The 26,667-nt window shown below is 63.2% G+C and carries 22 protein-coding genes and 1 pseudogene; 15 read left to right on the plus strand and 8 right to left on the minus strand.

Annotated features, from left to right (window positions below; translation table 11 throughout):
- Together phnH and phnG are read right to left on the minus strand one after the other, a co-directional pair.
- A complete protein-coding gene (gene phnH, locus NKH60_RS26165) occupies positions 1-612 on the minus strand; it encodes a phosphonate C-P lyase system protein PhnH (RefSeq protein ID WP_352502612.1) in 612 nt (203 codons plus the stop codon).
- Positions 612-1,073: a phosphonate C-P lyase system protein PhnG gene (phnG, locus tag NKH60_RS26170; protein WP_352539446.1), complete on the minus strand. Its 462-nt coding sequence runs from the start codon at positions 1,071-1,073 to the stop codon at positions 612-614. The genes phnH and phnG overlap by 1 nt, the downstream gene beginning before the upstream one ends.
- 134 nt (positions 1,074-1,207) lie before the next feature.
- Here phnG and phnF point away from each other — a divergent pair, with 134 nt between their 5' ends.
- Positions 1,208-1,951, plus strand: coding sequence for a phosphonate metabolism transcriptional regulator PhnF (gene phnF, locus NKH60_RS26175; RefSeq protein WP_352834316.1), 744 nt, complete (start codon positions 1,208-1,210; stop codon positions 1,949-1,951).
- A gap of 18 nt (positions 1,952-1,969) precedes the next feature.
- Here phnF and NKH60_RS26180 read toward each other — a convergent pair whose 3' ends face one another.
- From NKH60_RS26180 to NKH60_RS26200, 5 genes are all read right to left on the minus strand, one after another.
- On the minus strand, positions 1,970-2,986 hold the full coding sequence (locus NKH60_RS26180) for a zinc-binding alcohol dehydrogenase family protein (RefSeq protein ID WP_352873882.1): 1,017 nt from the start codon (positions 2,984-2,986) through the stop codon (positions 1,970-1,972).
- Positions 2,987-3,056: 70 nt separating this feature from the next.
- Positions 3,057-4,022: an ABC transporter permease gene (locus NKH60_RS26185; RefSeq protein ID WP_352448376.1), complete on the minus strand. Its 966-nt coding sequence runs from the start codon at positions 4,020-4,022 to the stop codon at positions 3,057-3,059.
- Positions 4,019-5,572 (minus strand): sugar ABC transporter ATP-binding protein, encoded by a 1,554-nt coding sequence (locus NKH60_RS26190; protein WP_352834319.1) that lies wholly within the window; start codon positions 5,570-5,572, stop codon positions 4,019-4,021. The genes NKH60_RS26185 and NKH60_RS26190 overlap by 4 nt, the downstream gene beginning before the upstream one ends.
- A 104-nt stretch (positions 5,573-5,676) precedes the next feature.
- A complete protein-coding gene (locus NKH60_RS26195; RefSeq protein ID WP_352491760.1) occupies positions 5,677-6,672 on the minus strand; it encodes an ABC transporter substrate-binding protein in 996 nt (331 codons plus the stop codon).
- 331 nt (positions 6,673-7,003) lie between these two features.
- Positions 7,004-8,509: a UxaA family hydrolase gene (locus NKH60_RS26200; RefSeq protein ID WP_352743024.1), complete on the minus strand. Its 1,506-nt coding sequence runs from the start codon at positions 8,507-8,509 to the stop codon at positions 7,004-7,006.
- Positions 8,510-8,765: 256 nt separating this feature from the next.
- Here NKH60_RS26200 and NKH60_RS26205 point away from each other — a divergent pair, with 256 nt between their 5' ends.
- The 11 genes and pseudogenes from NKH60_RS26205 (at position 8,766) to NKH60_RS26255 (ending at position 21,780) form a co-directional block, all read left to right on the plus strand.
- Positions 8,766-9,668: a GntR family transcriptional regulator gene (locus tag NKH60_RS26205; RefSeq protein WP_352448373.1), complete on the plus strand. Its 903-nt coding sequence runs from the start codon at positions 8,766-8,768 to the stop codon at positions 9,666-9,668.
- Between the two features lie 119 nt (positions 9,669-9,787).
- Positions 9,788-10,144 (plus strand): DUF2946 family protein, encoded by a 357-nt coding sequence (locus tag NKH60_RS26210; RefSeq protein ID WP_352766986.1) that lies wholly within the window; start codon positions 9,788-9,790, stop codon positions 10,142-10,144.
- A 101-nt stretch (positions 10,145-10,245) separates the two neighbouring features.
- Positions 10,246-10,782, plus strand: a complete 537-nt coding sequence (locus NKH60_RS26215) for a copper chaperone PCu(A)C (RefSeq protein WP_352834322.1) — start codon at positions 10,246-10,248, stop codon at positions 10,780-10,782.
- Positions 10,783-10,807: 25 nt separating this feature from the next.
- A pseudogene (locus tag NKH60_RS26220) lies at positions 10,808-11,326 on the plus strand (YcnI family copper-binding membrane protein).
- Positions 11,327-11,382: 56 nt separating this feature from the next.
- Positions 11,383-13,011, plus strand: coding sequence for a copper resistance CopC/CopD family protein (locus NKH60_RS26225; protein ID WP_352850953.1), 1,629 nt, complete (start codon positions 11,383-11,385; stop codon positions 13,009-13,011).
- Between the two features lie 293 nt (positions 13,012-13,304).
- The gene (gene gnd, locus NKH60_RS26230) at positions 13,305-14,729 is read left to right on the plus strand and encodes an NADP-dependent phosphogluconate dehydrogenase (RefSeq protein ID WP_352873886.1); all 1,425 of its coding nucleotides are present in this window, start codon (positions 13,305-13,307) and stop codon (positions 14,727-14,729) included.
- 171 nt (positions 14,730-14,900) lie between these two features.
- Entirely contained in the window at positions 14,901-16,460 is a 1,560-nt protein-coding gene (locus NKH60_RS26235) for a Wadjet anti-phage system protein JetA family protein (RefSeq protein WP_352873888.1), read from the plus strand.
- Positions 16,450-17,100, plus strand: coding sequence for a DUF4194 domain-containing protein (locus tag NKH60_RS26240; RefSeq protein WP_352834336.1), 651 nt, complete (start codon positions 16,450-16,452; stop codon positions 17,098-17,100). The genes NKH60_RS26235 and NKH60_RS26240 overlap by 11 nt, the downstream gene beginning before the upstream one ends.
- Complete coding sequence (locus NKH60_RS26245) at positions 17,097-17,420, plus strand: ATP-binding protein (RefSeq protein ID WP_352873890.1); 324 nt, start codon at positions 17,097-17,099, stop codon at positions 17,418-17,420. The genes NKH60_RS26240 and NKH60_RS26245 overlap by 4 nt, the downstream gene beginning before the upstream one ends.
- A gap of 89 nt (positions 17,421-17,509) precedes the next feature.
- On the plus strand, positions 17,510-20,530 hold the full coding sequence (locus tag NKH60_RS26250; RefSeq protein WP_352873892.1) for an SbcC/MukB-like Walker B domain-containing protein: 3,021 nt from the start codon (positions 17,510-17,512) through the stop codon (positions 20,528-20,530).
- On the plus strand, positions 20,527-21,780 hold the full coding sequence (locus NKH60_RS26255; RefSeq protein WP_352834342.1) for a Wadjet anti-phage system protein JetD domain-containing protein: 1,254 nt from the start codon (positions 20,527-20,529) through the stop codon (positions 21,778-21,780). Before NKH60_RS26250 ends, NKH60_RS26255 begins: the two co-directional genes overlap by 4 nt.
- Before the next feature lie 277 nt (positions 21,781-22,057).
- On the opposite strand, the gene NKH60_RS26260 is transcribed toward NKH60_RS26255, so the two are convergent.
- Positions 22,058-23,107, minus strand: a complete 1,050-nt coding sequence (locus NKH60_RS26260; protein WP_352767839.1) for a LacI family transcriptional regulator — start codon at positions 23,105-23,107, stop codon at positions 22,058-22,060.
- A 393-nt stretch (positions 23,108-23,500) separates the two neighbouring features.
- On the opposite strand from NKH60_RS26260, the gene NKH60_RS26265 reads away from it, so the two are divergent.
- The 3 genes from NKH60_RS26265 to NKH60_RS26275 all read left to right on the plus strand — a co-directional run bounded on the left by NKH60_RS26265 (position 23,501) and on the right by NKH60_RS26275 (position 26,662).
- Entirely contained in the window at positions 23,501-24,739 is a 1,239-nt protein-coding gene (locus NKH60_RS26265) for an ABC transporter substrate-binding protein (protein WP_352448364.1), read from the plus strand.
- Between the two features lie 107 nt (positions 24,740-24,846).
- Positions 24,847-25,740, plus strand: coding sequence for a carbohydrate ABC transporter permease (locus NKH60_RS26270; RefSeq protein WP_352474879.1), 894 nt, complete (start codon positions 24,847-24,849; stop codon positions 25,738-25,740).
- Entirely contained in the window at positions 25,733-26,662 is a 930-nt protein-coding gene (locus NKH60_RS26275) for a carbohydrate ABC transporter permease (protein ID WP_023675222.1), read from the plus strand. The genes NKH60_RS26270 and NKH60_RS26275 overlap by 8 nt, the downstream gene beginning before the upstream one ends.
- Positions 26,663-26,667 lie beyond the last annotated feature (5 nt).

Consider the following 26,667-nt stretch of genomic DNA (forward strand, 5'->3'; position numbering starts at 1 on the left):
CTATGCCTCCATCGTCTTGATGCGCGTCGTGCGCGGCAGGCAGGCAATTGCTTCGGACGTGGCGAGGATGATGTCGACGCCACGCGGAAAACGCTGGTTGTTCTGCTTCCATTGCTCGACGAAATGGCGCGGCATTTGCGCCGGCGCGATCGTCGCCGTCTTCTCGATGCCCGGGCCTTCGAGCAGCAGCGGAGCGCCGGAGACAAGATCGCTGACCTCGAGGATCAGCGTCGTGGAGCGATCGGGATAATCCTGGGTGCCTTGCGAAAACCCGTCGAGCGCCATCATCTCGGCCGGCGTGGCGATCAGCGCGAAATGCGCGTCGGCCGGGGTGTTGGCCAGCGGCGCGCCGGTATGAAAGCCAAGCCAGGATTTCACCGTCGCTGAAGCCTGCAAGGCGTGGTCGAGCCAGAGCGGCGTGTCGTTATCGCACAGCGCCAGCGCAACGGCCCCGGCGGTGGCCGACAGCGGCACCGGGGGGTGGGCGAGGGCCGGCAGCGGCTGCACACTGCCTGGCCGCGCCATCGCGTCCATCACGGCACGGAATACGGTCTGGGCATTGAATACCGGATCGGCGAAGCCGCCTTCAATGGATTGAGTGGCGATATCCATCAGTCTTCTCCGCGCACCATGGTGAAGAAATCGACCTTGGTCGCCGCCGTCTCGGCGCGGCGCTGTTCACGCGCCTTGGCCAGTGCCGCCTGCAATGGCGCAACGATCCTGATCTCGACCTCATTGCGGTGGGCCGGGTCCTGCCACAGCGCATCGGCGATCGCCGCCAGCCTTGCCTTCTGCTTGTCGCGACCAAGTGCGTAGCAGTGGCCGACATGGCCGGACGCAAGCCGCACCGTGGCACGGGTGACCGTCGCCTCGCCGACATTGAAAGGGGCACCACCGCCGCCGATGCGGCCGCGTACCGTAACCAGGCCGGTTTCGGGGCCACGCAGAAGTTCCGCTTCGCAAGGCAGGCCGGTTTCGTCCCACAGGCGGACGATGTCTTCGCCGGCCGATTGCGCCAGCGTCGCCATCACGGCCTTGCGCTCGGCCTGCTCTCGCGCTTCCCGTCCTCGCATGGCCGTACTCCTCGTTTGCGTGAATTTGTCTATTGATATAGACAACTATACAAATTATACTCGTTATCTAGCGCGTGTCCATGACGGGCACGTGACACCGGCCAAAAGATCGGCGCAAAGAATTGGGGCGGGAGATGATCGGACAAGCCAACCGCATCGAGCGGCGCAGCGGTGTCGCGCTGTGGCGGCAGATCGCCGACCAGATACTGCATTCGATCGCCGTCGGCGATTTTCCCGAGAATGCCGCGCTGCCGCCGGAGATCGCGTTGGCCGGACGCTATGGCGTCAACCGCCATACGGTGCGTAGCGCTATCGCAGCGCTGGTGCAGGAGGGCGTGCTCAGGGCGGAGCAGGGGCGCGGCACCTTCGTGCTGTCGCGCAAGCGGCTGTCTTATCCGATCGGCGCTCGCACCCGCTTTTCCGAGGGATTGCAAGGACAGGCGTCCGAGCGGCATATCACCTTACTCGCGTCATCGGTCGAGCCGGCCAACCGTCGTGTCGCAGAGGGCTTAGGCCTTGCGACGGGCGCCGATGTGATACGCCTGGAAACGCGCGGCGAAGCCGATGGAATGCCGGTGTCCCGCGCTGCCGGCTGGTTCGATGCCAAGCGCTTTGCCGGCATCGATGCCGCCATGGCGGAAACCGGTTCGATCACCGCATCGCTGGCACGTTTCGGCATCGACGACTATCTCAGGCAATCGACCGTGCTGTCGGCGCGCCATGCCGATGCCGCCGACCTTGCTGACCTCGAGCTGCAGCCCGGCGCCATCGTGCTAGTGACGGTCGCCGTCAACGTCACGCCCGACGGTCAGCCGATACAGTTTTCGGAGTCGCGCTTCCCGGCCGAGCGGATCGAGCTCAAATTGTCGGCGCTCTGAGATGCGGCAGCCCTGGCATCATCCGACTTGAATGACGGCCTTGATCAGGCCGGACTTCTCATGCGCCCAGCGGGCGAGGTCGTGCGGCGTCTCGCCAAGCGTGGTGCGGTGGGTGACCAGCTTTGCCAGCGGCAGCGCGCCGTTGCGGATCGAGGCGGCGACATGGTCGAAATCGGCACGCAGGGCGTTGCGGCTGCCGATCAGCATCATCTCGCGCTTGTGGAATTCGGGATCGGAAAAGGCGATGTCGTCCTTGACGACGCTGACCAGGACCAGCGCCCCGCCGTGCGCGACATGGGCGAAGGCCGACTGCACCGACCGGGTGTTGCCGGTGGCATCGAAAACCACGTCGAAGCCGTCGCCGCCGGTTGCTTCCCGCACCAGGTCGGCAGCAGCGCCCCGCGAGCCGTCGAGGGTCGCGAAGCCGAGTTCGCTTTCGGCGAAACCCAGCCTCTCCGCACTCATGTCGAGCAGCATCACGTCTAGCCCGGCGATGCGGGCGAACAGCGCCGTGCCGAGCCCGATCGGGCCTGCACCGATGACCAGTGTGCGCGCACCTGGATCAGCGAGCGAGCGCCGCACGGCATGGGCGCCGATCGCCAGGAATTCGACGGCGGCAGCATCGGCCAGCGACAGGCCGTTTGCCGGATAAAGATTTTGCGCCGGCACCAGGATCTGCTCGCACATGGCGCCGTCGCGGTGGACGCCGAGCACCTCGATCATGACACAGCAATTCGGCTTGCCTTGCCGGCAGGCGATGCATTTGCCGCAGGCGAGATAGGGATTGACGTTCACCGCTTCGCCGACGGCGAGATCGACGTCCTCGCCAACCTCGATCACGGTGCCAGAAACCTCGTGGCCCATGATGCGGGGATAGGCGAGGAACGGGTGCTTGCCTTCGAAGATGTGATAGTCGGTGCCGCAGATGCCGACATGGCTGACGGCGACCAGCGCCCAGCCGGCGGGGGGCGCGCCAGGCGCCGGACGATCTTCGAGGACAAGTTCGCCGGGCGAGCGGCAGACGACGGCTTTCATGCTTCAATCCAGTCGGTTCATGGCACCGCCGGCCCTGCTGTCGCGAGGCCGGCGGTTGTTGGGAGGCAGTCTATTTGCCGCGGCGGCGCAGCCCGTCGAAATAGACGATGACGATGATCAGCACGCCGGTGATGATGCGCTGCCAGAAGGCGTTGACGTTGAGCAGATTGGCGCCGTTGTTGATGGTGGCAAGGATGAAGGCGCCGAGCAGCGGTCCGTGCACGGAGCCGACAGCGCCGAACAGCGAGGTGCCGCCGATCACCGAGGAGGCGATCGCCTGCAATTCCCAGCCCTCGGCCTGCGTCGGATTGCCGATGCCGATGCGCGAGGCAAGCAGCACGCCGACGAAGGCCGCACACAGCCCCGACAGCGTGTAGGCCATGTAGATGGTGCGCTGGACGTTGACGCCTGACAGGCGCGACGCCTCGGCGTTGGAGCCGACCGAGAACAGATAGCGGCCCCAGCGGCTGTGGTGCAGGAAGATGTAGGCTGGGATGCCGACCAGGATCACCATCCAGAACAGATTGGGGACGCCGGCGAAGGAACTGCGCGAGAACGTCTGGAAGGCGTCGTTGTTGATCGAGATCGAGTTGCCATTGGTCATCAACAGACCGATGCCGCGCAGCGAGGTCAGCGTTGCCAGGGTGATGATGAAGGGCGGCAGGCCCATCTTGACGATGCCGAACCCATGGAACATGCCGATGGCGACGCCGACCAGTAAGGTGATCAGGATGGCGAGGAAAACCGGTGTGCCGGCGTTGATCAGCATCGCGACGATGACGGTGGCGAAGCCGACCACGGCGCCGACGGAAAGGTCGATGCCGCCGGTGATGATGACGAAGGTCTGGCCGACCGCCAGGATGGCGATCATCGACCCTTGCCGCAACAGGTTGGAGATGTTGTTGGCGGAGGCGAAGCTCGGCGTCGCCACCGACAGGATGATCCATAAAAGAACCAGCAGCGCCAGCAGTGTCAGCCCGAACAGGGCGTTGTAGTTGCGTTTCGGCCTTTCGGCAGCGATCGCCTCGGTGCTCATATCTTCCCTCCCGGTCTTTCTTGTTTCTCGGCCAGCGCCTGGGTGAGGATCTCCTCGTGATCAGCGGTACGAAAGCCGTGCGTGGCCACCAGCTTGCCGCGCCGGAACACGTGCAGCGTGTCCGCGAGTTCATAGACCTCGGGCAGGTAGGACGAGATCAGGATGATGCCGGCTCCCTTGGACAACAGCGCGCCGAACAGGCGGTAGATCTCGGCCTTGGTGCTGACGTCGACGCCGACAGTCGGCTCGTCGAAGATGAATAGCTTGGCGCCATGGGCGAGCCATTTGCCGATGACGATCTTCTGCTGGTTACCGCCGGACAGGCTGGAGGCCAGCGCGCCGCGCGTCGGCGTCTTGATGCGCAGGTCGGCGATCTGGCGATCGGCTTGCGCCTTTTCCTGCGCGCGGGAGATCAGCAGATTGCTCGAGATGCGCTTGTAGATCGGCAGATTGAGGTTGAGTCCGACCGGCAGGTTGAGGCAGAGGCCCTGGTCGCGGCGGCTTTCCGGGGCCAGCGCCATGCCGAGCCTGATCGCGTCATGTTCGGAATTGACCTTGACCTCCTTGCCCTCCCAGAGGATCTGGCCGGCCGATTTGCGGTGCCGGCCATAGAGCGTGGTGACGAACTCGCTGCGCCCGGCGCCGATCAGGCCGTAGAGGCCGACGATCTCGCCGGCGCGGACGGACATCGAGACATTTTCGAAACCCTTGCCGGACAGGTTCCTGGTTTCGACGATGGTCGCGCCGGGGGTGAAATGCTCCTTGTGGTAGACCTGCTCGATCGAGCGGTTGATCATCATCTTGACCAACTCGGCGTCATTGGTCTCGGCAATGTCCCTGGTGCCGACCAGCGTGCCGTCGCGCAGCACCGAGACGCGGTCGGCGAGCTCGAACACTTCTTCCATGCGATGGCTGATGTAGATGATGGTGACGCCTTCGCCCTTCAGCCGGCGGATCAGCGTGAACAGCTGGTCGGCCTCCTTGCGGGTAAGATAGGCGGTCGGCTCGTCGAAGATCAGGAATGTGGTGCCGCGCACTGTGGCGCGGGCGGCGGCGATCAGCTGCTGCTGGCCGATGGTCAGGTCACCCAGCATGACATGGGCCGGCAGGTCGAAGCCGAGATCGTCGATGATCTTCTGCGCCTGCCTGACCATCGCCCGCTGCTGCAGGATGCCGAAGCGGGAATCCTCCTCGCCGAGGAACATGTTGGCGGCGACGGTGAGATGGCGGCACAGGACGACTTCCTGATGCACGGCATTGATGCCGAGCGCCATCGCCTCATGCGGCGTTGCCAATGCGGCAGGCTTGCCCTCCCAGATGACGTCGCCGGAGGTGCGCGGCATGACGCCGGTCAGAAGCTTGATCAGGGTGGATTTGCCGGCGCCGTTCTCGCCGACGATGGCGTGGATCTCGCCGGCCTTGAAGGCGAGATCGACCGGCTTCAGCGCATGGGTGCCGGGATAGCGCTTTTCCAGCCCGCGGAGTTCGAGGATGGTCCTGCCCGGTTCCAGCGTTGGGGCCGGATGGAGTTCCTGCGCCGTCGACATCATGACAATCCTCCCAGATTGGCCCCCAAAGATTGGCCTCGCGATTGGCACGAGTGGGATGTTTCCGGGGCGAAAAGGCCCCGGAAACAGTTCACTTGCGGCTATGCTCAGTCGAGCTTCGGGTTGAGCAGCGCGTCGATCTTCGGATCCTTCATGTTGGCCTTGGTGACCAAATTGGCGCCCGTGTCGACATTGGCCTCGACCTTCTCGCCCTTCGAGGCGGCAAGCGCCGTCTTGATGCCGTCATAGCCCATCCGGTACGGATCCTGGACGACGAGCGCCGAAATGACGCCGTCATTGAGGAACTTGATCAGCTTCTCGTCGCTGTCGAAGCCGACCAGCCCGACCTTGCCTGAGAGGCTGTTCTCGGCGATCGCCTGACCGACGCCCTGCGCCATGATCAGGTTGGAGGCGAAGATGCCCTTGAGATTGGGGTTGGCGGTGATCAGGTCGGTGGCAATGTTGAGGCCGGTGGTGGCCTGGCCGTCGGCGTATTTGTCGGCGACCAGCTTGAGGCCGGGATATTTGGCGGCGAGCTGTTCCTTGAAACCCTGGGCGCGCTGTTCGAGCGAGCCGGCGCCCGGAAGCGCGGTGATCAGGGCGACGTCGCCCTCGACCTTGCCGCCATTGGCTTCGCCGATGGCTGCGGCAAGGCCGTCAGCGGCAACGCGGCCGCCCTGGATGTTGTCGGTGGTCAGGAACGACGTGAAGGCCTTGGAGTCGGCACCGGAGTCGATACCGATGATCTTGACCTTGGTGGCGGCCTCGTCGATCGGCTTGCCGAGCGCCTTGGCTTCGGTCGGCGCGATGACGACGGCGGCCGGGTTGCCGGCGACGGCATTTTCGAGGATCGAGATCTGGCCGTTGACGTCGGTCTCTGCCTGGGCGCCGAGTTCCGGCACGTTGACGCCGAGGTCCTTGCCAGCCTTGCGGGCACCGGCCAGAACGATCTGCCAGTAGAAGGACGTGGTGTCCTTGACGATGATCGGAATGGTCACGTCGGCCGCGGATGCCGGGGCCGAATGCATCACGCCGGCAAGCATCGAGGCGGCTGCGAGTGCCACGAAGGCGCGGCGATTGAGAATGCTGGTCACGAATTTCATTAGGAGTCCTCCCTAAGTCGCCCGGTGAATGTTACGGAAGCTCCATTCGGATGGCGCGGCCCAAACGGAACTTTATCAATAAAAAACATTTACCGCATTTTGATAGTGTATCATCTCGGTCGGCGCAAGCGCTGTTTGATGGCCGCTTCGAATGGCTGGACGGAAGAGTTTTTTCTGTCGGAACTCCGCTGCCAATCTCCTCCAATATGCTGCATGGAATATTAATTCCATCATCCAGTCAATATGGAATGTTCATTCTTTTTCGGGAGCGTTGGAACTGTGACACCTGGCGATCACGTCAGGTGTTCGCGACTGTTGCGCATGGTCCGGCTTAGAGCGTCGCTCCGAGGTGCCACGGCACGAACTCGTTGTCGCCGTAGCCGAACTCTTCGCTCTTGGTCTTGCGGCCCGAAGCCGTCTCGACGATCAGTTCGAAGATCTCGCGGCCCATGCCGGCGATGGTCTTTTCGCCCGAGGCGATGACGCCGCAATTCACGTCCATGTCCTCTTCCATCGTGTGATACATGGTCGAGTTGCTGGCGACCTTGATCGACGGCGTCGGCCGGCAGCCGAAGCAGGAGCCGCGGCCTGTGGTGAAGACGATGACGTTGGCGCCGCCCGCCACCTGGCCGGTGGCCGAGACCGGGTCGTAGCCGGGCGTGTCCATGAACACCAGCCCGTGCCCGGTGACCTTTTCGGCATAGCCGAAGACGCCGTTGAGCGGCGTCTGGCCGCCCTTGGCGACCGCGCCGAGCGACTTTTCCAGGATGGTGGTCAGGCCGCCGCGCTTGTTACCCGGTGAGGGATTGTTGTCGATCGATGCGCCATGCTTGGCGACGTGGTCTTCCCACCATTTCACATAACCGTCGAGCTTGGCGGCGATCTCGGGGGTTGCGGCGCGATAGGCGAGCAGGTGCTCGGCGCCATAGATCTCCGTCGTCTCGGAAAGGATGCCGATGCCGCCGACGCCGGCCAGGATGTCGACCGCGGCACCCAGCGCCGGATTGGCGGTGATGCCGGACATGCCGTCGGAGCCGCCGCATTGCAGGCCGACGACGATCTCGCTGACCGGGATCGGCTCACGCTGAAGCTTGCCGACCTCCTCGGCGATCTCGGCCAGCACGATCAACGCCTTCTCGACCGATTTGCGCGAGCCGCCGGCTTCCTGGATGTTGAAATGACGTTTTCCCGCGGCAACGCCCTTCTGGCCGTAGAGGGTGAGCTGGTTGACCTCGCAGCCGAGCCCGACCATCAGCACGCCGCCGAAATTCGGGTGACGGGCGTAGCCGGCCAGCGTGCGGTGTAGCACCATCATGCCGTCGCCGGTGGCGCTCATGCCGCAGCCCTGGCCGTGGACGATCGGGACGAAGCCGTCGATGCCGGGATATTGCGGCAGAAGGGTGCGGTTCGCGGCGTCGGCGATGGCATGGCAGACGGTGGCCGAGCAATTGACGCTGGCGAGAATGCCGACGAAGTTGCGCGTGCCGGCGCGGCCGTCGGCGCGGCGGTAGCCCATGAAGGTGCGGGCGCGGTCGGCCTCGGTCGCATGCACTGCCTCGCTCGGCGGCACCACCGGCAAACGCCCGCTTTCGAAGACCAGATTGTGCGAATGGACATGCTCGCCGGGCGCGATGTTTTGCGTGGCGCGGCCGATCGCCTGGGCGTATTTGACCACGGCCTCGCCGGCCGCAATCGGCTTGATCGCCACTTTGTGGCCCGGCTCGATCACTGCGGCGGCGACGGCGCCGCCCGGCAGCACGGTGCCGATCTCGATGCGGCCATTGGCGACCGCGACATTGTCGGCGGGAGACAGAAGAATGCTGTTTGCGGCGTTCACGGGAGCTTCCTGGGTGTGTTCCTGGGTGCGCGAGCGGATTGACACGCGGCTCTTAACATATAATGTCTTTTATCGTGAAAAAACATTTTTGCGTCAATTGTTTTTTCGCCAGAGCGCGACGCGTCTTTTGGATGCGAGAAGTAGGCTCTACAACCAAAACTAGCGTTGCGCATGATGTTTTCCGAAAAGGTACCGGTTTCATGCGCGAGAAACGCTTCACACTGGCCGCAAACGCCGATGCGCCACGGGGCAGGGGATGTCGAAGAGCAACAACGTTTACAAGGACGCCTATAATCGCGGTCTGAGGCTGCTCGACGAAACCAGGAGCCTGCCTTCGGAGCCGGAGCTGGGTACGCTGCTCGGCGTCAGCCGCACGACGGTCCGCACTATCCTTGCGCGCATGGAAGAAACCGGGCTGATCGATTGGAACAAGCGCAGCAAGACGGTCCTGCGCGAACCGCGACCGGACGATTTCTTCCCCGAGGAAGAAACCGACACGCTGGCCGAGATCATCGAGCGCTCCTTCATGCGGCGGCTGCTTGCCAGCGGTGCCGAAGCCGGCATGCAGATCAACGAGCTCGAACTGGCGCGTGAGATCGGCGTCGGCACCACCAGCGTGCGCGAATTCCTGATCCGCTTCTCGCGCTTTGGGCTGATCGAGAAGCGCCGCAACAGTCACTGGGTGCTGAAAGGCTTTACCCGCGCCTTCGCGCTGGAGTTGACCGAAATCCGCGAGATGTTCGAACTGCGCTCGGCCGCAGCCTTTGCCGCTCTGCCCGAGGACAGCCCGGTGTGGGCCGACCTCGACCGCCTGGAAGACGAGCATCACCGGCTGGAGCGCGAGATCGCCGTGCGCTTCAACGAATTCTCCGAGCTTGACGAGCGCTTTCACCGGCTGATCCATCGGGCGTCGCACAACCGCTTCATCGTCGATTTCTACGACGTCATCGCCATGATCTTCCACTACCACTACCAGTGGAACAAGGCGCAGGAGCGCGAGCGCAACGAAGTCGCGGTCCAGGAGCATCTCGCCTATATCGCCGCGCTCAAATCGCGCGATCTCGCCAAGGTCGACGCCGCCTGCCGCAAGCACCTGAAATCGGCCCGCCACACGCTGCTGACGTCGATTCCCGAGGGCAGGCAGCCGCAACGCGCGTGATTGTGTTGCGTTGCCGCAGCAACGTTTTGGCGATTTTCCGGCCGCCGGCTCCGTGCTAGAGAGCTGACGTTGCTGCGTGAAGAGGCTGGTTCTTGACCATACGCCGGAGACGATGGAGCATGCCGGTCGCGTTCGCCGCGGCCTGGCTTTTCATGCTCCAGTCGATGTTCGGCGCGTTTGCGTCCGGCGTCGCGCCGAACGCCTCGCAATTCGATGCTTTCGGCAACACGATCTGCACCCATGACGGTGCGGCGCAACTCCCCGCCGGCGATCCGCATCAGCAGCACATGCCGGCTTGCTGCATGCTTGGCTGCAACCTCGTTTCGGCGGTCTACGCGCCACCCGATGCCGCCGGGAGCCTGGCTCGCAGCCTTTCCGTCGAAACCATCGCCTTTATCCTGCCGGCCTTCCGGCATCGCGATTTCGCCCGCGCCCGCACTCCATCCAATCCGCGTGCACCACCGGCGACGGCCTGATCCGTTCTGGTTCGCGCCGCGCAACGCTTTGCCGGCGCGTTTATTGACATCGTTCGCGACCGGCCATCGGCGCGATCCCCCTTAAAGTCCACGGAGCAATCATGTCTCACTCTTTTCGCGCTGCCGCATCCAGCCGCAGGCGCTTCGCACTGGGTCGTTTCGAGCAGCGTCTCGGCATCGCCCTTTGCGTTCTTGCCGTCCTGTTCGCCAGCGCCCAGACGGTGTTGGCACACGAGTTCAAGCTTGGCGATCTCGAGATCGGGCACCCCTGGTCGCGCGCCACGCCAGCCGGCGCCAAGGTGGCCGGCGGCTACTTCACCATCACCAACACCGGCAGTGCGGCGGATCGCCTGCTGTCGATCACCTCCGACATTTCGGCCAAGGCCGAACTGCACGAGATGGGCGTCAGCAATGGCGTCATGACCATGCGGCCGGTCACCGGCGGCCTCGAAATCCCGGCTGGCGGCAAGGTCGCGCTGGCGCCTAACGGCTATCATTTGATGTTCATGGATTTGAAGCGGCAGCCCAAGGAGGGCGAAACGTTCTCCGCCACGCTGACCTTCGAAAAAGCCGGGCCCCTGCAGATTGAATTCGCCGTGCAAGGCATCGGCAGCGCGGCGCCCCAGGACGACGACTGACTTGGCCGCTTCGAGAGGTAGCATCATGAAGAAATCTCTTTTGCCCGGCTGCGTGCTTCTTGTCCTCGGGACCAGCGCGGCCTTTGCCCACATCACGCTCGAAACGCCGGAGGCGGCGGTGGGCTCGACCTACAAGGCGGTTCTTCGGGTGCCGCATGGTTGCGAGGGCAAGGCGACGACCGCCGTGCGCGTGCAGATCCCGGAAGGGGTGCTTTCGGTCAAACCGATGCCGAAGCCGGGTTGGACACTGCAGGTCAAGAACGGCAAATACGAAAAGTCCTACCAGCTCTACGGCCAGGCAGTGACCAGCGGCGTCAAGGAGGTCGACTGGAGCGCCGGCAGCCTGCCGGACGAATTCTAGGACGAATTCGTCTTTCGCGCGACACTGGCGTCCGACCTGCCGGCAGGCCAGATGCTGCATTTCCCGGTGGTGCAGGAATGTGACGGCATTGCAGATCGCTGGATCGAGGTTCCGGCGGCCGGGCAGGCTGAGGACGCGCTGGAATTTCCGGCGCCCGGCCTCAAGCTGCTGCCGAAGAAGTGATCCTTACGCGGCGCGCTCTATCCGAAAGAGCGCGCCGCTGTCTTTGTGGCGGTGACATGAGCGCGGCATCCATCGTGCGAACGGCCTGCACAACCGGCCGGCTTGCCATCGGCCTGCTGGCCGCGATTGTGCTGCTTGCCACCATTGCCGCGCCAAACGCAGCCTTCGCCCATGCGGCGCTGATCAAGGCCGAGCCGGCTGACGGTGCGGTGCTGGCGCAGAGCCCGTCGCAAATGTCGCTGACCTTCAGCGAGCCGGTTTCGCCGCTGGTGCTGACGCTGGTGCGGCCCGACGGCACGGCGGTCCCGCTGAGCTCTTTCCGGCTCAGCGGCCAGACCGTCGAGATCGACAATCCGCAGGCGCTGAAATCCGGCTCGCATGTGCTGAGCTGGCGGGTAATCTCCGCCGACGGGCATCCGGTCGGCGGCTCGGTGCTGTTCTCGGTCGGTGCACCGAGTGCTGCGCCGGCCGCCTCCGAAGCTGTCGACCGGGCGCTTCGAACGGCGATCTGGATCGGCAAGGTTTTTCTATACATCGGCCTGTTTTTCGGTGTCGGCGGTGCCTTTGCGCTAGGCTGGCTGGCGCAAGGCGGTCGATCCGGCCGGAACATGATCGTCGCTGCGATCCTGTGCGGGTTGGCGGCGGCACCGCTGTCGCTCGGTTTCCAGGGGCTGGATGCGCTCGGTGCGCCGCTTGCCCGGCTGGCGCAGCCGGTCATCTGGCAGACCGGGCTTGGCACCAGCTTCGGCTGGACGGTGCTGATCGCGCTGATGGCGCTCGGCCTGAGCCTATTATCGCTGGTCGTGCCGCCCGCCGACGCAAAGCCGCTGGCCTTGGCCGGACTGGTTGGCGTTGGCGCAGCACTTGCCGCCAGCGGGCATGCCAGTGCCGCCGAGCCGCAATGGCTGACCCGGCCGATGGTGTTTCTGCACGCCACTGGTATCGCGATTTGGTCCGGGGCGCTGGCGCCGCTCGGTCTTGCCTTGAAACGGCAGCCGGACAAAGCCGGGCCGTTGCTGCGCCGGTTTTCACGAGCGATCCTGTTCGTCGTGGCGGTGCTTGCGGCAGCCGGCATCGTGCTCGCCGTCATCCAGGTGCAAACGCCGTCGGCGCTGGTCCATACCGCTTACGGCAGGCTGCTGCTGCTCAAGCTGGTGCTGCTCGTCTTTCTGTTCACGCTCGCCGCCGTCAATCGCTTCAAGCTTACGGCCCCGGCTGAGGCGGGCGAAACGGAAGTCCAGCGGCGGCTGGCCCGCTCGATCGCCATCGAGGTGCTGGTTGTGCTGGCGATCTTCGGCGTTGCCGCCGGCTGGCGCTTCACGCCGCCGCCGCGGGCGCTGGCGATCGCCGCGGCACAGCCGGCATCGGTGCATATCCACACGCTGCAAGCGATGGCCGACCTCAGCATTGCGCCCGGGCACACCGGACCTGTTGCCGCTTCGATCTTCATCATGACCGGCGATTTCGGCCCGCTCGACGCCAAGCAGGTAACGCTGGTGCTGTCAAAGCCCGATTCCGGCATCGAACCCATCAAGCGCCCGGCGACGAATCCCGGCGACGGCACCTGGCGCGTTGACGATCTCGACATTCCGGTCGCCGGCCGGTGGACGGCGCGGCTCGATATCCTGGTCTCGGATTTCGAGATGGTGAAGATAGAGGCGCCGATCGACATCAGGCCGGAGTGACGTGCTGATATTCAGGTGGTGCCGGCCTGCAAATGGCGGTATCCTGCGCTTCCGGTGATCACGTACTTAAGTACGCTCCGCTCCGGTTCTCGGAAACCACCTGTTTGGTCGCTTACGCGCCCGTCTTCGACCCCGGCTCGGCCTGACCTGCATCTCAACACGCCCCGGCTGCAAGACAATTCGGCGAGGCGGTTGACGCGGCCGCGAACCCCCGTCAATCATCGCCATCAAGAATGGGCGTCCAACCCAATCGCGGGCTCAAACCAACAAGATCCGAAAGCAGGGAAGAAACGATGGAAAAAGCCGAAATAGGCCTGATCGGCCTTGGCACGATGGGCTCCAATCTGGCGCTCAACATCGCCGAGAAGGGGCACCGCATCGCCGTCTTCAATCGCACCGCGGCGCGCACCGATGCCTTTGTCGAAAATGCCGGCGCGCTTCGGGATAGGGTGGTGCCCTGCTACAGCCTCGAAGAACTGGCCGCCGCGATCCGGCCGCCGCGGCCGATCATCATCATAGTGCTGGCCGGCAAGCCGGTCGACGAGCAGATCGCGGCATTGCGCGGCGTGCTGTCGGCCAACGACATCGTCATCGACGCCGGCAATGCCAATTTCCGCGATACGATGCGGCGCTTCTCCGAGCTTACCGATTCGGGCCTGACCTTCATCGGCATGGGCGTGTCCGGCGGCGAGGAGGGCGCACGCCACGGTCCCTCGATCATGGTCGGCGGCACCGAAGAGTCCTGGAAGCGCGTCGAAAAGGTGCTGACCGCGATCTCGGCCAAGTTCAAGGGCGAGCCTTGCGCGGCGTGGCTTGGCACCGACGGCGCCGGCCATTTCGTCAAGACCATCCACAACGGCATCGAATATGCCGACATGCAGATGATCGCCGAGATCTACGGCATCTTGCGCGACGGGCTCGGCATGGGGCCGAAAGAGATCGCTGAGGTGTTTTCCCAGTGGAACACGGGCAGGCTCAATTCGTACCTGATCGAGATCACCGCCAAGGTGCTGGCCGCCGACGATCCCAAGACCGGCAAACCGGTGGTCGACATCATCCTCGACCGCGCCGGCCAGAAAGGCACCGGCAAATGGTCGGTGATCGAGGCGCAGCAGCTCGGCATCCCGGCCACCGCGATCGAGGCGGCTGTGGCGGCACGCGTACTGTCGTCGATCAAGGACGAGCGGCTTGCCGCCGAAAAGGTCTATGGCGGCGGTGTTAGCAAGATTTCCCGAGACAGGGACGCCGTGCTCGCCGATCTCGAGCTGGCTCTGTTTGCCGGCAAGATCGCCGCCTACGCGCAAGGCTTCGCGGTGATGAGCGGCGCGTCGAAGGAATTCAACTGGAACCTGCCGATGCCGGTCATCGCCAAGATCTGGCGGGCCGGCTGCATCATCCGCTCGCAATTGCTGGATACGATGGCGGAGGCCTTCGGCGGCGGCGGCGCAGCCACCAACCTGTTGATGGCGCCGGCTTTCGTCTCATTGATGCAGGAGGCGCATCCGTCGCTTCGCCGTGTCGTCGCAAGGGCGGCCGAAGCCGGCTCGCCGGTGCCGGCCCTGTCATCTGCACTTGCCTATTTCGACAGTTACCGGCAGGGCCGCGGCACTTCGAACCTGATCCAGGCGCAGCGCGATTTCTTCGGCGCGCACGGCTTCGAGCGCATCGATGGGCAGGGTGCTTTCCATGGCCCGTGGGGGAGCGGAGCGGCGGGTTAGCGCCCTCATTCTGGACGCCAACGCTGATGTCCAATATCACAAAACAGCCGTTTGTTCATCATTGCCCGAAGCCTGTTTGAACCATTTTTTGTGTCTTACCGGCAGGCATCATCCTTAAGCACTTGACCTTCAGACGGGCTCCCGTCAACTTCGTCTTTAGGGGTGGGAGTCTTGGCAAAGTCCGCAGTATCTTCAGTATCGGATGCATCGCGTCCGCAACTCTTCGGCCAACTCGGCCCGGACGTCTTTACGGTGTTCTCTGGCGGGAACCGGCTGCTCTATGAGCGGGCAATCCTTGCCGTCTACGACGGCCTCTACCGGTCGGACCTGCTGTTCCCGACCGAGGCGGAGGTGGTCGGCGTGATCTACGACTGTGTCTCGCGGGAGCCCGGCCTTTGGGCTGAGGACGAAGCTGCCGTCGACCTAGACCGTCTCATCACGCGAACCGGCCGACGGGTTAGACGTCGCCGCGTCGCAGGCGTTGATGATGAGGCCACCGGGAGCGCGATTAGCCGCTCTCGCCATATCTATAACCGGATGTTGCAGACGGGCTGGCTGGACGAGGCGAGCTATGGGCTTAAGACGACCGTAGAGATGCCGTCCGGCGCGATGCGTCTCGCCGAATTCCTGTGCTCCCTGAAGGAGGGCGGCGCCGAGCAACTCGGCGGCCTAGTGGTGGAGGTGAGGAACGCGATCCGCGCGGTACGCGAGAAGCCAGCCGAGAACGCTCTGGGCCTCAACAAGGCCGCCCAAGACTCGGCACGTTTCGGACGGTACCTAAGAAGCGTGCTCGCGGCCCTGCGGGAAGTTGACCGGCAGGTGCTCTCCTCGGACACGCTTGCCGAGCGGCTGCGGCACTACTTCGAGGACTTCGTCGAGCGGGTGCTACTGCGCGACTACACGTCCATCTCGACCACGGCGCATCCCTATCGGCATCGGCGGACCATTATCGCCTCCCTCGATGAGTTGGAGGATTCCGAGATTGATCTGGCAGCAATCGCAGACGCGTACCTTGAGGCCAGGCTGGTTCCTGATGGGCAAGCGGCGCGCGACCTCGTGCAGGAGGACGTGTTCCGGATCCGCCGCGTGTTCGAGCGCATCGAGGAATCCTTCGAGGCGATCCAGCAACACCGGTCCAGGCTCGAGACGCGGCTGCGCAACGTGGTCAGATATGCCGGGCGCCGAACCAACTTCGTTCAGCGCAGCGAGCATGCGATCCAGGGCCTCGATGACGCTCTTTCGCGGGGCGTTGACGATCTTACGGTCCGAGGATTGATTGAGCCTCGGTTGACTGTGGTCGCTCCCGAGCTCCTCGCGAAGCCACGCGGGGCGCGGCCAGAGATCGCCGACGCAGACCTAGCTCTTCCGGCGCCCGATCCGATACGCGAATTCAGACGTCAACTCGAGCGGGCATACTTGGATCGCCTGACCATCACGCCGGCAAAGGTTAGCCGTTTCCTCGAAAGGCGGGTCCCGCCCTTTGGCGAAACTACGGCCGCCTCCATGTGGATCGAAACCGTAGACGACTTCCTCGCCTTCGAAGCCGTCCGAATGATGGTTGCAGGTGGCCTCGGTGCTGACGCCGGCTCGCGACTCGCGAAAGTGCTTGAGGGCAGGTTCGAGCTCGCGGCGTTCGACGAGGCGGTGTCAAACGAGTGGCTAGACTGCGGCGGCTTTCACGTGAAGCGCCTCGATGACAGCATCACTTTCGAGGTCGAGTATGCTGCTTGAGTTCAACGCCCTCGAAAATTCGAATCCCCGTGGCTTCCTACGGGTCACGCAGTTCATTGCGCATCTAATGCGGAACCAGTTCGTCCACGTTGAGGACCGTGGGGCCGCAACGTTGCTCGAAACGCTTTACCGTCCTGAGCTCGCGAAGCTCGTCGAGGCTTATTTTGAAGTCGCCGGCTATCGTCTCGTCCACCGGGAGACTGAAGGCTGGGCGGGGATCCTACCCGATCCGGAGCGCACGTCGCTGCCGAGGATGCGCATTGATGAGACGATTGCCCTACTCCTCATGCGACGGCTCTGGGAAGAGGCACTCCAACTCGGCGAAATCTACACCAACGGCACCGTCCGCACGACGCTTAACGAGGCTTATGTGGCCTATCAGGGCATAGTCGCCGGAAGTCGGCGCGCGGCCCTTGCGCCAAACGAGTTCCGGGATGTGCTTCGGATGCTCGAACGGAAGGCGATTGTTTGCCTCGGTGAGTTCGACGCAGACGCGCAGGATATGAATCTCGACATTCGCGCGCTCGTTACGAGCATCGCCGGCGACGACTTCGTCGCGTCGCTCGAGCAGATCCTGTCGCGCCCGACTGCCCCGAACCCGGACGCGGACGATCAGCCCACGGTGGGAGGCGAGGCATGATAGAACTGCGGCGCATCGTCCTCGTTAACTGGCACATGATGGTAAGGGCCGACCTCGATCTGGCCGGCGATGCGGCCATCCTCGGCCAGAACCGATCCGGCAAGTCTACGATCATCGATCTGATACAGGCGATCATGGCGGGCGGTTCGTCTCGTCTGTACCGGTTCAACCGATCGGCGGCGAGAGCAGCGGCCGTTCAGACCGCACCCTCGGGGGCTACTGCCTCGGCCAACTCAACGAGGACACTTTCCTCAGGAACCAGGCAAGGAGCTACATCGCGCTTGTCTTCGAGGATTCGGAAAGGCGGCGGATGCCTGTGAGCCTCGGGCTGTGTGTTGAGGCCGCACGCGGACAACAGACAGAGGTAGTGGGACGGTTTGTAGCCGAGGGGATCAGCGTCGACACCTCGATGCTGCTGGATATCGGCCAAGACGGATCCCGGCCAACCGTCTGGCCCGTAGTCCGCCGTCGACTCGATCAGGCCTGCGGCGAAGCGGGCGGTCAGTTGCACACGCCGGACGATGCCAAGACATTCATCCGTGAGTACATGCGCGCGTTGTTCACGGGGCGCCGGGCGTCAGATCCCGAGCGGTTCGTTCGCACTTTCGTGGCCGCGCTCTCCTTCACAGACATCTCGTCTGTCGAACAGTTCGTGCACCGCTATCTGCTCGAGCCCAAGCCGATCGACATCGCCGAGCTACGCGATTCTATCCGCCGCTACCGTGAGATCCAAAAGACCATTGCCGACCTCAACCGAAGACTAGAAGCACTTCGCGCAATCCGCGCCCAAATAGTGGAGTTCGACCGACTTCTCGCCGAGGAGCTCACCTGCCGCGCGATCGAGAAGACCGCCATGCTGATCGAAGGATTCGCCAGGCTGTTGACGAACATCCGTGAACAAAAGTCGAAGTCGCACGAGTTGCATGTAGTCATGGAGGAGTTCGCGCGGGTGGAGGAGGAGATTGAGCGCGAGACCGAGGTGCTCGCGTCCGTTCAGCGACAGCTTGCCGCGACCGGCGCGCAGGGACAGCGCGCCATCGTCGAACAGGAGATTAGGGGGCTGGAGCGAGACCGTGCTGACATCATGGAGCGTCTGTCAGCTCGACACCTCCGCGCTGCGCGCGCGATCCAGCTCCTGGGGCTGCGCGACAAGCTGAGCGTCATAAACCCGGGCGAACTGCTCCGCGCGCTCGAACGCGTCGAGGAGGACAGCCGCGGGCTCGCACCGCCCGATTGGCCACGCGATCCGGCGAAGATGGATGAGCTGCTGGACGCGGTTTCTGAAGCGGCGATCGCCCGGACAGAAAAGGCGACCGACCAGCGAGACGACGCCATCGTATGGGTCAAGCAGCTTGAGGCCGAGACAGCCGAGGACAGCAAACAGCTCGCCAACGCCAAACGGGGACAGATTACCCTTAGTACCGCAACGTCGAAACTTATGGAGGCTCTGCGCCGCGAAGGCATGAAGCCGCGCACACTCTGCGAGGTCGCCGAGGTAATCGACGAACGTTGGCGCAATGCACTTGAGGCGCTACTCACCCGCGACCGCGAGGCCATAATTGTCGATCCGGAGCACGCCTACCGTGCAACCGAGATCCTGCGGCATGGACGGGACACCTATCCGGGATGCCGCGTAGCCAACACCCGCAAGCTGCAGTCGAGGCCGACCGTGGCCGAGGGCGGCACACTAGCTTCGATGATCGGCAGTGACGACAAGCTGGCCATGGCGTTCGTAGTCTTCAGAATAGGCAATGTACGACTTGCGGAGAACCAAGATGAGCTTCTATCCAGCGGCCGCGCCGTTATGGCTGACGGTGCATATTACGACGGCCTGATTACCGAGATACGCCGGCCGGATGGCCTCAAGATTGGGCGGGCTGCGGCACCACTAATGGAGTCCACACTACGGGAGCGGATAGAACAGCGGGCGCAGCTTTTGAGGATTCATCTTGAGAAGAAGCGCTTCTTCGAGGACACGATCCGACGCCTCGAAGATTGCAGTAGACCGGTCGGCGAAAAGGACAAGTTCGAAGCGCTCGCATTCGCACAGGGGGATTTGGCCGACAGGCTGGCCGATGCGCGGCGACGACTTGATCGGATATCGGCCCAGGTCGACCCTGAACTACTTGACGCAGAGAAGCGGTCGCAGACCTTGTTGAGCAGTCTCAGGGCAGATCGCGATGAACTAATCGACAATCGCGCGTCGCTCAGATCGAAGATTGAGGAGGTCAAGACAAGACTAGGCGCGGGCGAGCAGAGTGTCGGCTCTTATCTGTGCCTCGGCCATCGCCGTCGACAATTCCGTAGTGTCGTGACCTCCGCGGCACAAATTCGATCGCTCCGCGAGCGATATAAAGGCCATCCCGCTAGAAACCCGGCTCGGATTGCTTCCGATATGGAGAAGGCAGCGGACGACGCGAAGCAGGGATATCGGGAGCTCGGTCACGAGATCAGGGCGGCTCTAGGAAGGTATGCGATTGACTTCCCCGACGCACTCGAGGGCTACGCGGACGTGCCGATCATCGGCACGGTGAAGCCATGGGTGTCGACTGGCATAGCGATGCTCGAAGGAAATGAGCTCATTCGGTACCGCGAGCAAGCGGACGAGGCGGCAGATCGGATTTCGCGTCTCTTCAAGACGACCTTCATTCATGAGCTGAACAGCCGTTTCGGGCAGCTTCATTCAGAGATGGAGAAGCTATCAGCGGCGCTCCGTACACGTCCCCTTCACGGCGAGATCTATCGTTTGGCGGAGCTCGTCAAACCGGAGTTCGACGACCTCTATCATCTCGCCAAGGACAGCGAGACCGACGAGCGCGTGCTCGATGCCCTGTTCGACCGGGCCGCGCCTCGCGACGAGCGGCACGCGCGAGCGCTGAGACAGATAGAGCAGCTCCTCGCCGACGAATCCTTCGACTTTACAGTCTTTCAAGATTACCGCAGCTATTTCACCTATGATCTCAGGATGCGCGACGTCGCGACCGGACGGACAACGAGCTTCGACCGCCGACGCGGCGTGGCCAGCGGTGCTGAACGCCAGGTGCCATTCTACGTCGTCATCGGAGCGGCCCTCGCCAGCTCCTATCACGGCGTCCGCCAGGCGACTTCTCCAAGTGATCTCGGAATGGGCCTTGCCGTATTCGACGAGGCCTTCAGCAAGATGGATGGCCCCAACCAGCGGACACTGCTGGACTTCTACCGCGCGATCGGCCTCCAGGTAGTCATCGCCGCGCCGACCGAGAAACGTGCGGTCGTCTACGAGAATCTAAACTATATCATCGACGTATTCCGCGGCGGTGACATTTCCCTGGCCGAATCCATCCAAATCAAGGACCGTGTCCGCGAGGAGATGCGCGCTGCCAATCCGCAGCACGCGACGGATGAAGAACTCGCGGAACGCCTCGGCCTCAAGGCGAGCGCCGCCGAATGAGCCGGCACGGGTATTCCACCATCAGTTCACTCGTCGACGATCTGCTGACGCGGCACGAACGCAATCCGGCCGCGAGAAACCTGATTGCCTCGATCGATAATGACGGGTTCGCCAACATGGACCGGCGGGACACCTTCGACGAGGAACTCGCAGCGCTGGAGCGAGCAGGCGGGATCGAGCGGGTCCAAACCGGTCCAAAGACGGAACGTCGGGTAACAGGTGCAAGGCTGAAGGATGCCGGGGTACTCTACCGGAAGCTCCAACGGCGGCCGGCTAGCGAGCTAGCATACCAAGCCGCTGCAGAACTCCGGTCGCAACCGGGGCTACCGGTCGGCGCCGCCAGCTTAATCGATGACGCCGTCGCGGCCTGGACGCGGGGCGTGTCCCACATCGGAGTCCGGAATGGGGACGGGCGAACGCTTGCAAACGTGATCGGCCTCGCCATCGCAGTACGCAGTCGCATGTCGGGCGATCCGCAGGAGGAGCAGGACTTCCGGACGTTCTCGCGGCTGACGGTCGGCGACAGTAAGGCGCTGGAGAGGAATGTCCGGCAAGTCGCCGCAGCAATGGCGAAGATCTTCGCGAGCATGGACGAGCAGACTCGGCTCGATCCGGAGGAGCTGCTTGCCAGCGCCGGTATCAGGCGCTTGCCGCAACCAACCCTCATGCACGGTGACGTATCTCTGGACGGGCGGTCGTTTCCGGCGATTCCCTATGTCGGAATACCGACCGACTGCGTTGGCGGAATCAGTCTCCTGACGAAGCCCGACTACGTCCTGACGATCGAGAACTTCACGTCATTCGTCCGGCACATCCGGGAGGTCGCACGGTCCGAACGGGCCCTCGTCATCTATTCCGGTGGCTTCCCCTCGCGGCCGACGCTCGCGACAATCACAAGACTGGCGGCCCAGGCGCAAGCGCCAACGTTTCACTGGGGAGATATGGACACCGGAGGCATCCGCATATTCCGGCACCTCGAAAGACATCTTGCCGACGTCAACATTCCGCTGCGCCCCCATATGATGGACGCCGATCTGCTCCGCCGCTTCGGGAGACCGACGCGGGGCGTGGCCGGTCCTATCGGCGACATGCACGCGAGCGTGATCGCTGGCTTGGCGGATCTCCTCGCCGCTAGTGGTCTCGTGCACGAGCAAGAGGAACTCGATCCGAGAAGTCCGCTTACGATCACAACTGCTACTCCGGAGCCCGGAAAAACTTCTGACGCTTTGGGTGGAGGAACTCCGCGATAGGCTGGAACTGCCGAACGGCGGTTCTTCGGCAAAGTGCCGACAAATCTCAGGTGGCGGAATGGACGATCTCTCATGACAACGCCCTCGGCATTCCGCAATCTGGCATATGCTTGATTACAATGTTCTTGATTTGTTCTTCACGTAGCCCTACCAGTTTTCTACGTCCGCTAATCGCGATTTGGATGCCCGGAACCGCCAGTCGGCAATCGGCCCCAAGGTTGCCAGCCAGCAGCGCGCATTGGAGCCGGAGCCCAGTTCAATTTGAACGTATCCCGCTCTAGTCGGGGCGGCGATAGGCCTGCACTTCGCCCGGCTCGCTCAGGCTCTGCAGGGTGCCGGGTGCGGCGCCGCCGATCCAGCCCAGCACCGAGCGGGCGAGTTCGGCGCCGGCCAGCCGGAAGTTCTCGTTGACGACCAGCAATTCGCTGCGAAACAGGTGCAGAAGCTCCGACGATTGTTTGGACACCACATCGACATCGCGGCCAAGCTTGAGGCCGGCGTCTTCGATGCCGGCGACGATGGCGAGCGTCGCGGCGGCGGCGCTGCTGATGAAACCGTCCGGGCGGCTTTCGCGGCGCATCAGCTGCGCGGTCCGCATTCTGATCTGCTCGATCGAATGATCGATCGAAACGGTGTTGAACGGAATCTCGCTGGCGCCGACCTCGCTCAGCGCATCGGCAAAGCCTGCGAGCGTGTGGCCGTGATAGGTCAGCTCGACCGGCGGCGCCAACAGAGCCAGGCGGCGACGGCCGAGGCCGGCCAGATGGCGCACTGCCTCGGCTGCGAAAGCGTAATTGTCGAAATCATGGTAGGGATGGATCAGCCCCATATCGGTGCGGCCATGCGTGGCAAAGGGGATGCCGCGCTCCAGCATATAACGGGCCCTCGGATCGTTCGGCTGCGTGCGCGAAATGATGACGCCGTCGGCTGAACCGGTTTCCACGAGGTAACGGATCGGGTCGAGCGGATCCTGCGAGCGCGAATAGGGCGTCACGATCAAATGATAGGGCGTGTCGGCGATGACTTCCGAAACGCCGTAGATGATATCCGAGACAAAGCTCATGATCTCGTGCTCGGTGTTGAGCACCAGGCTGATGACATTGGTCTTGCCGGTGCGCAGGCGGACGCCGGCACGGTTGGGCCGATAACCGATCTGCTTGGCGACAAGCTGGACGCGCCGCCTGGTCTCGGCGCCGATCTCGGGCGCATCCTTTAGCGCGCGCGACACGGTGGTGACGCCCAGCCCGGTCATGAAGGCGAGCGTCTTCAGTGTCGGCCGGCCCGGGCCCGACGCTTCGTCGGCCTTCTCTTTTTGATGCCTGTTCATTCATCCCGCCCCGTCAGGCGCATAGCAGTTGCCGGGCAGGCCGGCAATCGGCGGGCCGCGGGTACGCCGCGGGCCTTCACCGAATGAGACCGCTATATACTGAAACGTTACAGATTGTCACTGCCGTGGCGATATCACTGGTGACAGGCGCAAAACGAGCGGCACTCCGGTCGGCGCAAAAAGAGCGACAGAAGGGGCTTTTCCGATTTTTTGGCGTCGCAGCATTCCATTTTGCATTGCAACCCCTCTTGTTGCGATGCGGTAGGCCGACGAGCCGCGCGATTTTATTCGCGCTTCGAAAAAACTTGATGCCACCTTCGCCCGAGGGGTTGCGCGCCTCAAGCAATTGCCGTATCGAAAATCTGTAACGTTTCAGATTCTGGGAGGAACGAAATGCGATACCAACTCATGACTGCTGCGCTGGCTGCGACGGTCGCGCTGCAATTTGCCGGCCCGGCGGCCGCGACGGATCTGGAAGTCACCCATTGGTGGACCTCCGGCGGCGAGGCGGCGGCGGTCGCCGAACTCGCCAAGGCTTTCGACGCAACCGGCAATCACTGGGTTGACGGCGCCATCGCCGGCTCCGGCGGCACGGCGCGGCCGATCATGATCAGCCGCATCACCGGCGGCGACCCGATGGGCGCGACCCAGTTCAATCACGGCCGGCAGGCGGAAGAATTGGTGCAGGCCGGGCTGATGCGCGACCTTACCGATCTCGCCACCAAGGAAAAGTGGACGGAAATCGTGCAGCCGAAGAGCCTGCTCGACGGCTGTACCCTCGACGGCAAGATCTATTGCGTGCCCGTCAATATCCACTCCTGGCAGTGGCTGTGGCTGTCGAACGCGGCCTTCAAAAAGGCCGGCGTGCCGGTGCCGAAGAACTGGAATGAATATGTCGCTGCGGCGCCCGCGCTTGAAAAAGCAGGCATCCAGCCGCTCGCGGTCGGCGGCCAGCCCTGGCAGGCCTCCGGCGCTTTCGACGTGCTGCTTGCGGCGGTCGGCGGCACCGACGCCTTCCTCAAGGTCTACAAGGACAAGGACGCGGAATTCGCCGCCGGGCCCGAGGTCGCCAAGGTCTTCAAGGCCGCGGACGATGCCCGCAAGATGGCCAAGAACACCAATGTGCAGGACTGGAACCAGGCCACCAATCTGGTCATCACCGGCAAGGCGGGCGGCCAGATCATGGGTGACTGGGCGCAGGGCGAGTTCCAGGTTGCCGGTCAGGTCGCCGGCAAGGACTATACTTGCCTTCCGGGCCTCGGTCTCAACGAGATGATCGCCACCGGCGGCGACGCTTTCTACTTCCCGCTGCTGAAGGATCCCGAAAAATCGAAGGCACAGGAAGTGCTGGCCCACACGCTGCTCGATCCCAAGACGCAGGTCGCCTTCAATCTCAAGAAAGGTTCGCTGCCGGTACGCGGCGACGTCGACCTCAAGGCGGCGAACGACTGCATGAAGAAGGGGCTCGAAATTCTCGCCAAGGGCAATGTCATGCCCTGGACCGACCAGCTGCTTTCGCAGGATACCCAGAAGCAGAAGGAGGATCTTTTCTCCGAGTTCTTCGCCAAGCAGGACATGACCGTGGAAGATGCGCAGAAGCGCTTCGCCGCCATTGTCGGTTCGGCCGATTGAGCGATCGACCGACCGCCTCACTCCCGCCCCTGCAAACGCAGGGTCGGGAGCTCGGGTCAAGGCCTCTTGACCCTCCGGCCCTTACCCGATCCAAAGCGGCTGTGCAGATGAGCAAGAGCGAACGCCCTAGCCAACTCTTTCGCAACCTCAATGCGAAGATCGCCTCGATCCCAATGATCCTCACAGCGCTGGTGATCTTTGTCGGCGGCAGCGCGTGGACGGTGCTTTATTCCTTCACCAGTTCGAAGCTCCTGCCACGGCTGAATTTCGTCGGGCTCGACCAGTACTACCGGCTGTGGTCGGTGCCGCGCTGGCTGGTCTCGATCGAGAACCTGCTGATCTACGGCGTGCTGTCGCTGCTGTTCTCGCTGGTGATCGGCTTCCTGCTTGCCGCCCTGCTCGACCAGAAGATCCGGTTCGAGGACACGTTCCGGACCATTTTCCTCTATCCCTTCGCCCTCTCCTTCATCGTCACCGGCCTCGTCTGGCAGTGGTTGCTCAACCCCGAGTTCGGTGTCCAGGGAGTGGTGCGCAGCCTCGGCTGGACGAGCTTCAGCTTCAATCCGCTCTATGATTCCAGCATCGTCATCTACGGCATATTGATCGCCGCTCTCTGGCAGGGCACCGGGCTCATCATGTGCCTGATGCTGGCCGGCCTGCGCGGCATCGACGAGGACATCTGGAAGGCAGCGCGGGTCGACGGGATACCGACCTGGAAGACCTATCTGTTCATCATCATACCGATGATGCGGCCGGTCTTCATCACCACGCTGGTCATCATCGCTGCCGGTATCGTCAAGATCTATGACTTGGTTGTCGCCCAGACCAGCGGCGGGCCCGGCATCGCCTCCGAAGTCCCGGCCAAATATGTCTATGACTACATGTTCTTCGCCCAGAACCTCGGTCAGGGGTTCGCCGCCTCGACCATGATGCTGCTGTCGGTGATCATCGTCATCGTGCCGTGGGCCTATCTCGAGTTTGGAGGCAAGAAGCGTGTCTGACCATACCGTTTCATTGCCGGCCGGCCCCGGCACGCTCGAAGCGTACGGGCCGAGCGGGCCGAAGCCGCGGCATATGTTCTCGCGCCGCAACATCTTCCTCTACGGCACGCTCATCGTGGTGGCGCTCTACTATCTTTTGCCGCTCTATGTGATGGTGGTGACGTCGCTCAAAGGCATGCCCGAGATACGCCTCGGCAACATCTTCTCGCCGCCGATGGAGATCACCTTCGAGCCATGGGTCAAGGCCTGGTCGAGCGCCTGCACCGGGCTCAACTGCGACGGGCTGTCGCGTGGCTTCTGGAATTCCGTGCGCATCACGATCCCGTCGGTGATCCTGTCGATCGCGCTCGCCTCAGTGAACGGCTATGCGCTTGCCAACTGGCGCTTCAAAGGTGCCGACACCTTCTTCATCATCCTGATCGTCGGCGCCTTCATCCCCTATCAGGTGATGATCTATCCGATCGTCATCATCCTGCGCGAAGTCGGCCTCTACGGCAGCCTCAGCGGCCTGGTGATCGTCCATTCCATCTTCGGCATGCCGATCCTCACACTGTTGTTCCGCAACTACTTTACCTCCATGCCGGAGGAGCTGTTCCGGGCAGCGCGTGTCGATGGCGCCGGCTTCTGGGGCATTTATTTCCGCATCATGCTGCCGATGTCGCTGCCGATCTTCGTCGTCGCCATCATCCTGCAGGTGACCGGCATCTGGAACGACTTCCTGTTCGGCGTCGTCTACACCCGCCCCGACACCTATCCGATGACGGTGCAGCTCAACAACATCGTCAACTCGGTGCAAGGCGTGAAGGAATACAACGTCAACATGGCAGCCACCATCCTGACCGGCCTGGTGCCGCTGATCGTCTATTTCCTGTCCGGAAAATTGTTTGTGCGCGGCATCGCCGCCGGCGCGGTGAAAGGATGATGGCG

It is taken from the genome of Mesorhizobium sp. M1006 (assembly GCF_040318825.1).
GTDB lineage: Bacteria > Pseudomonadota > Alphaproteobacteria > Rhizobiales > Rhizobiaceae > Mesorhizobium.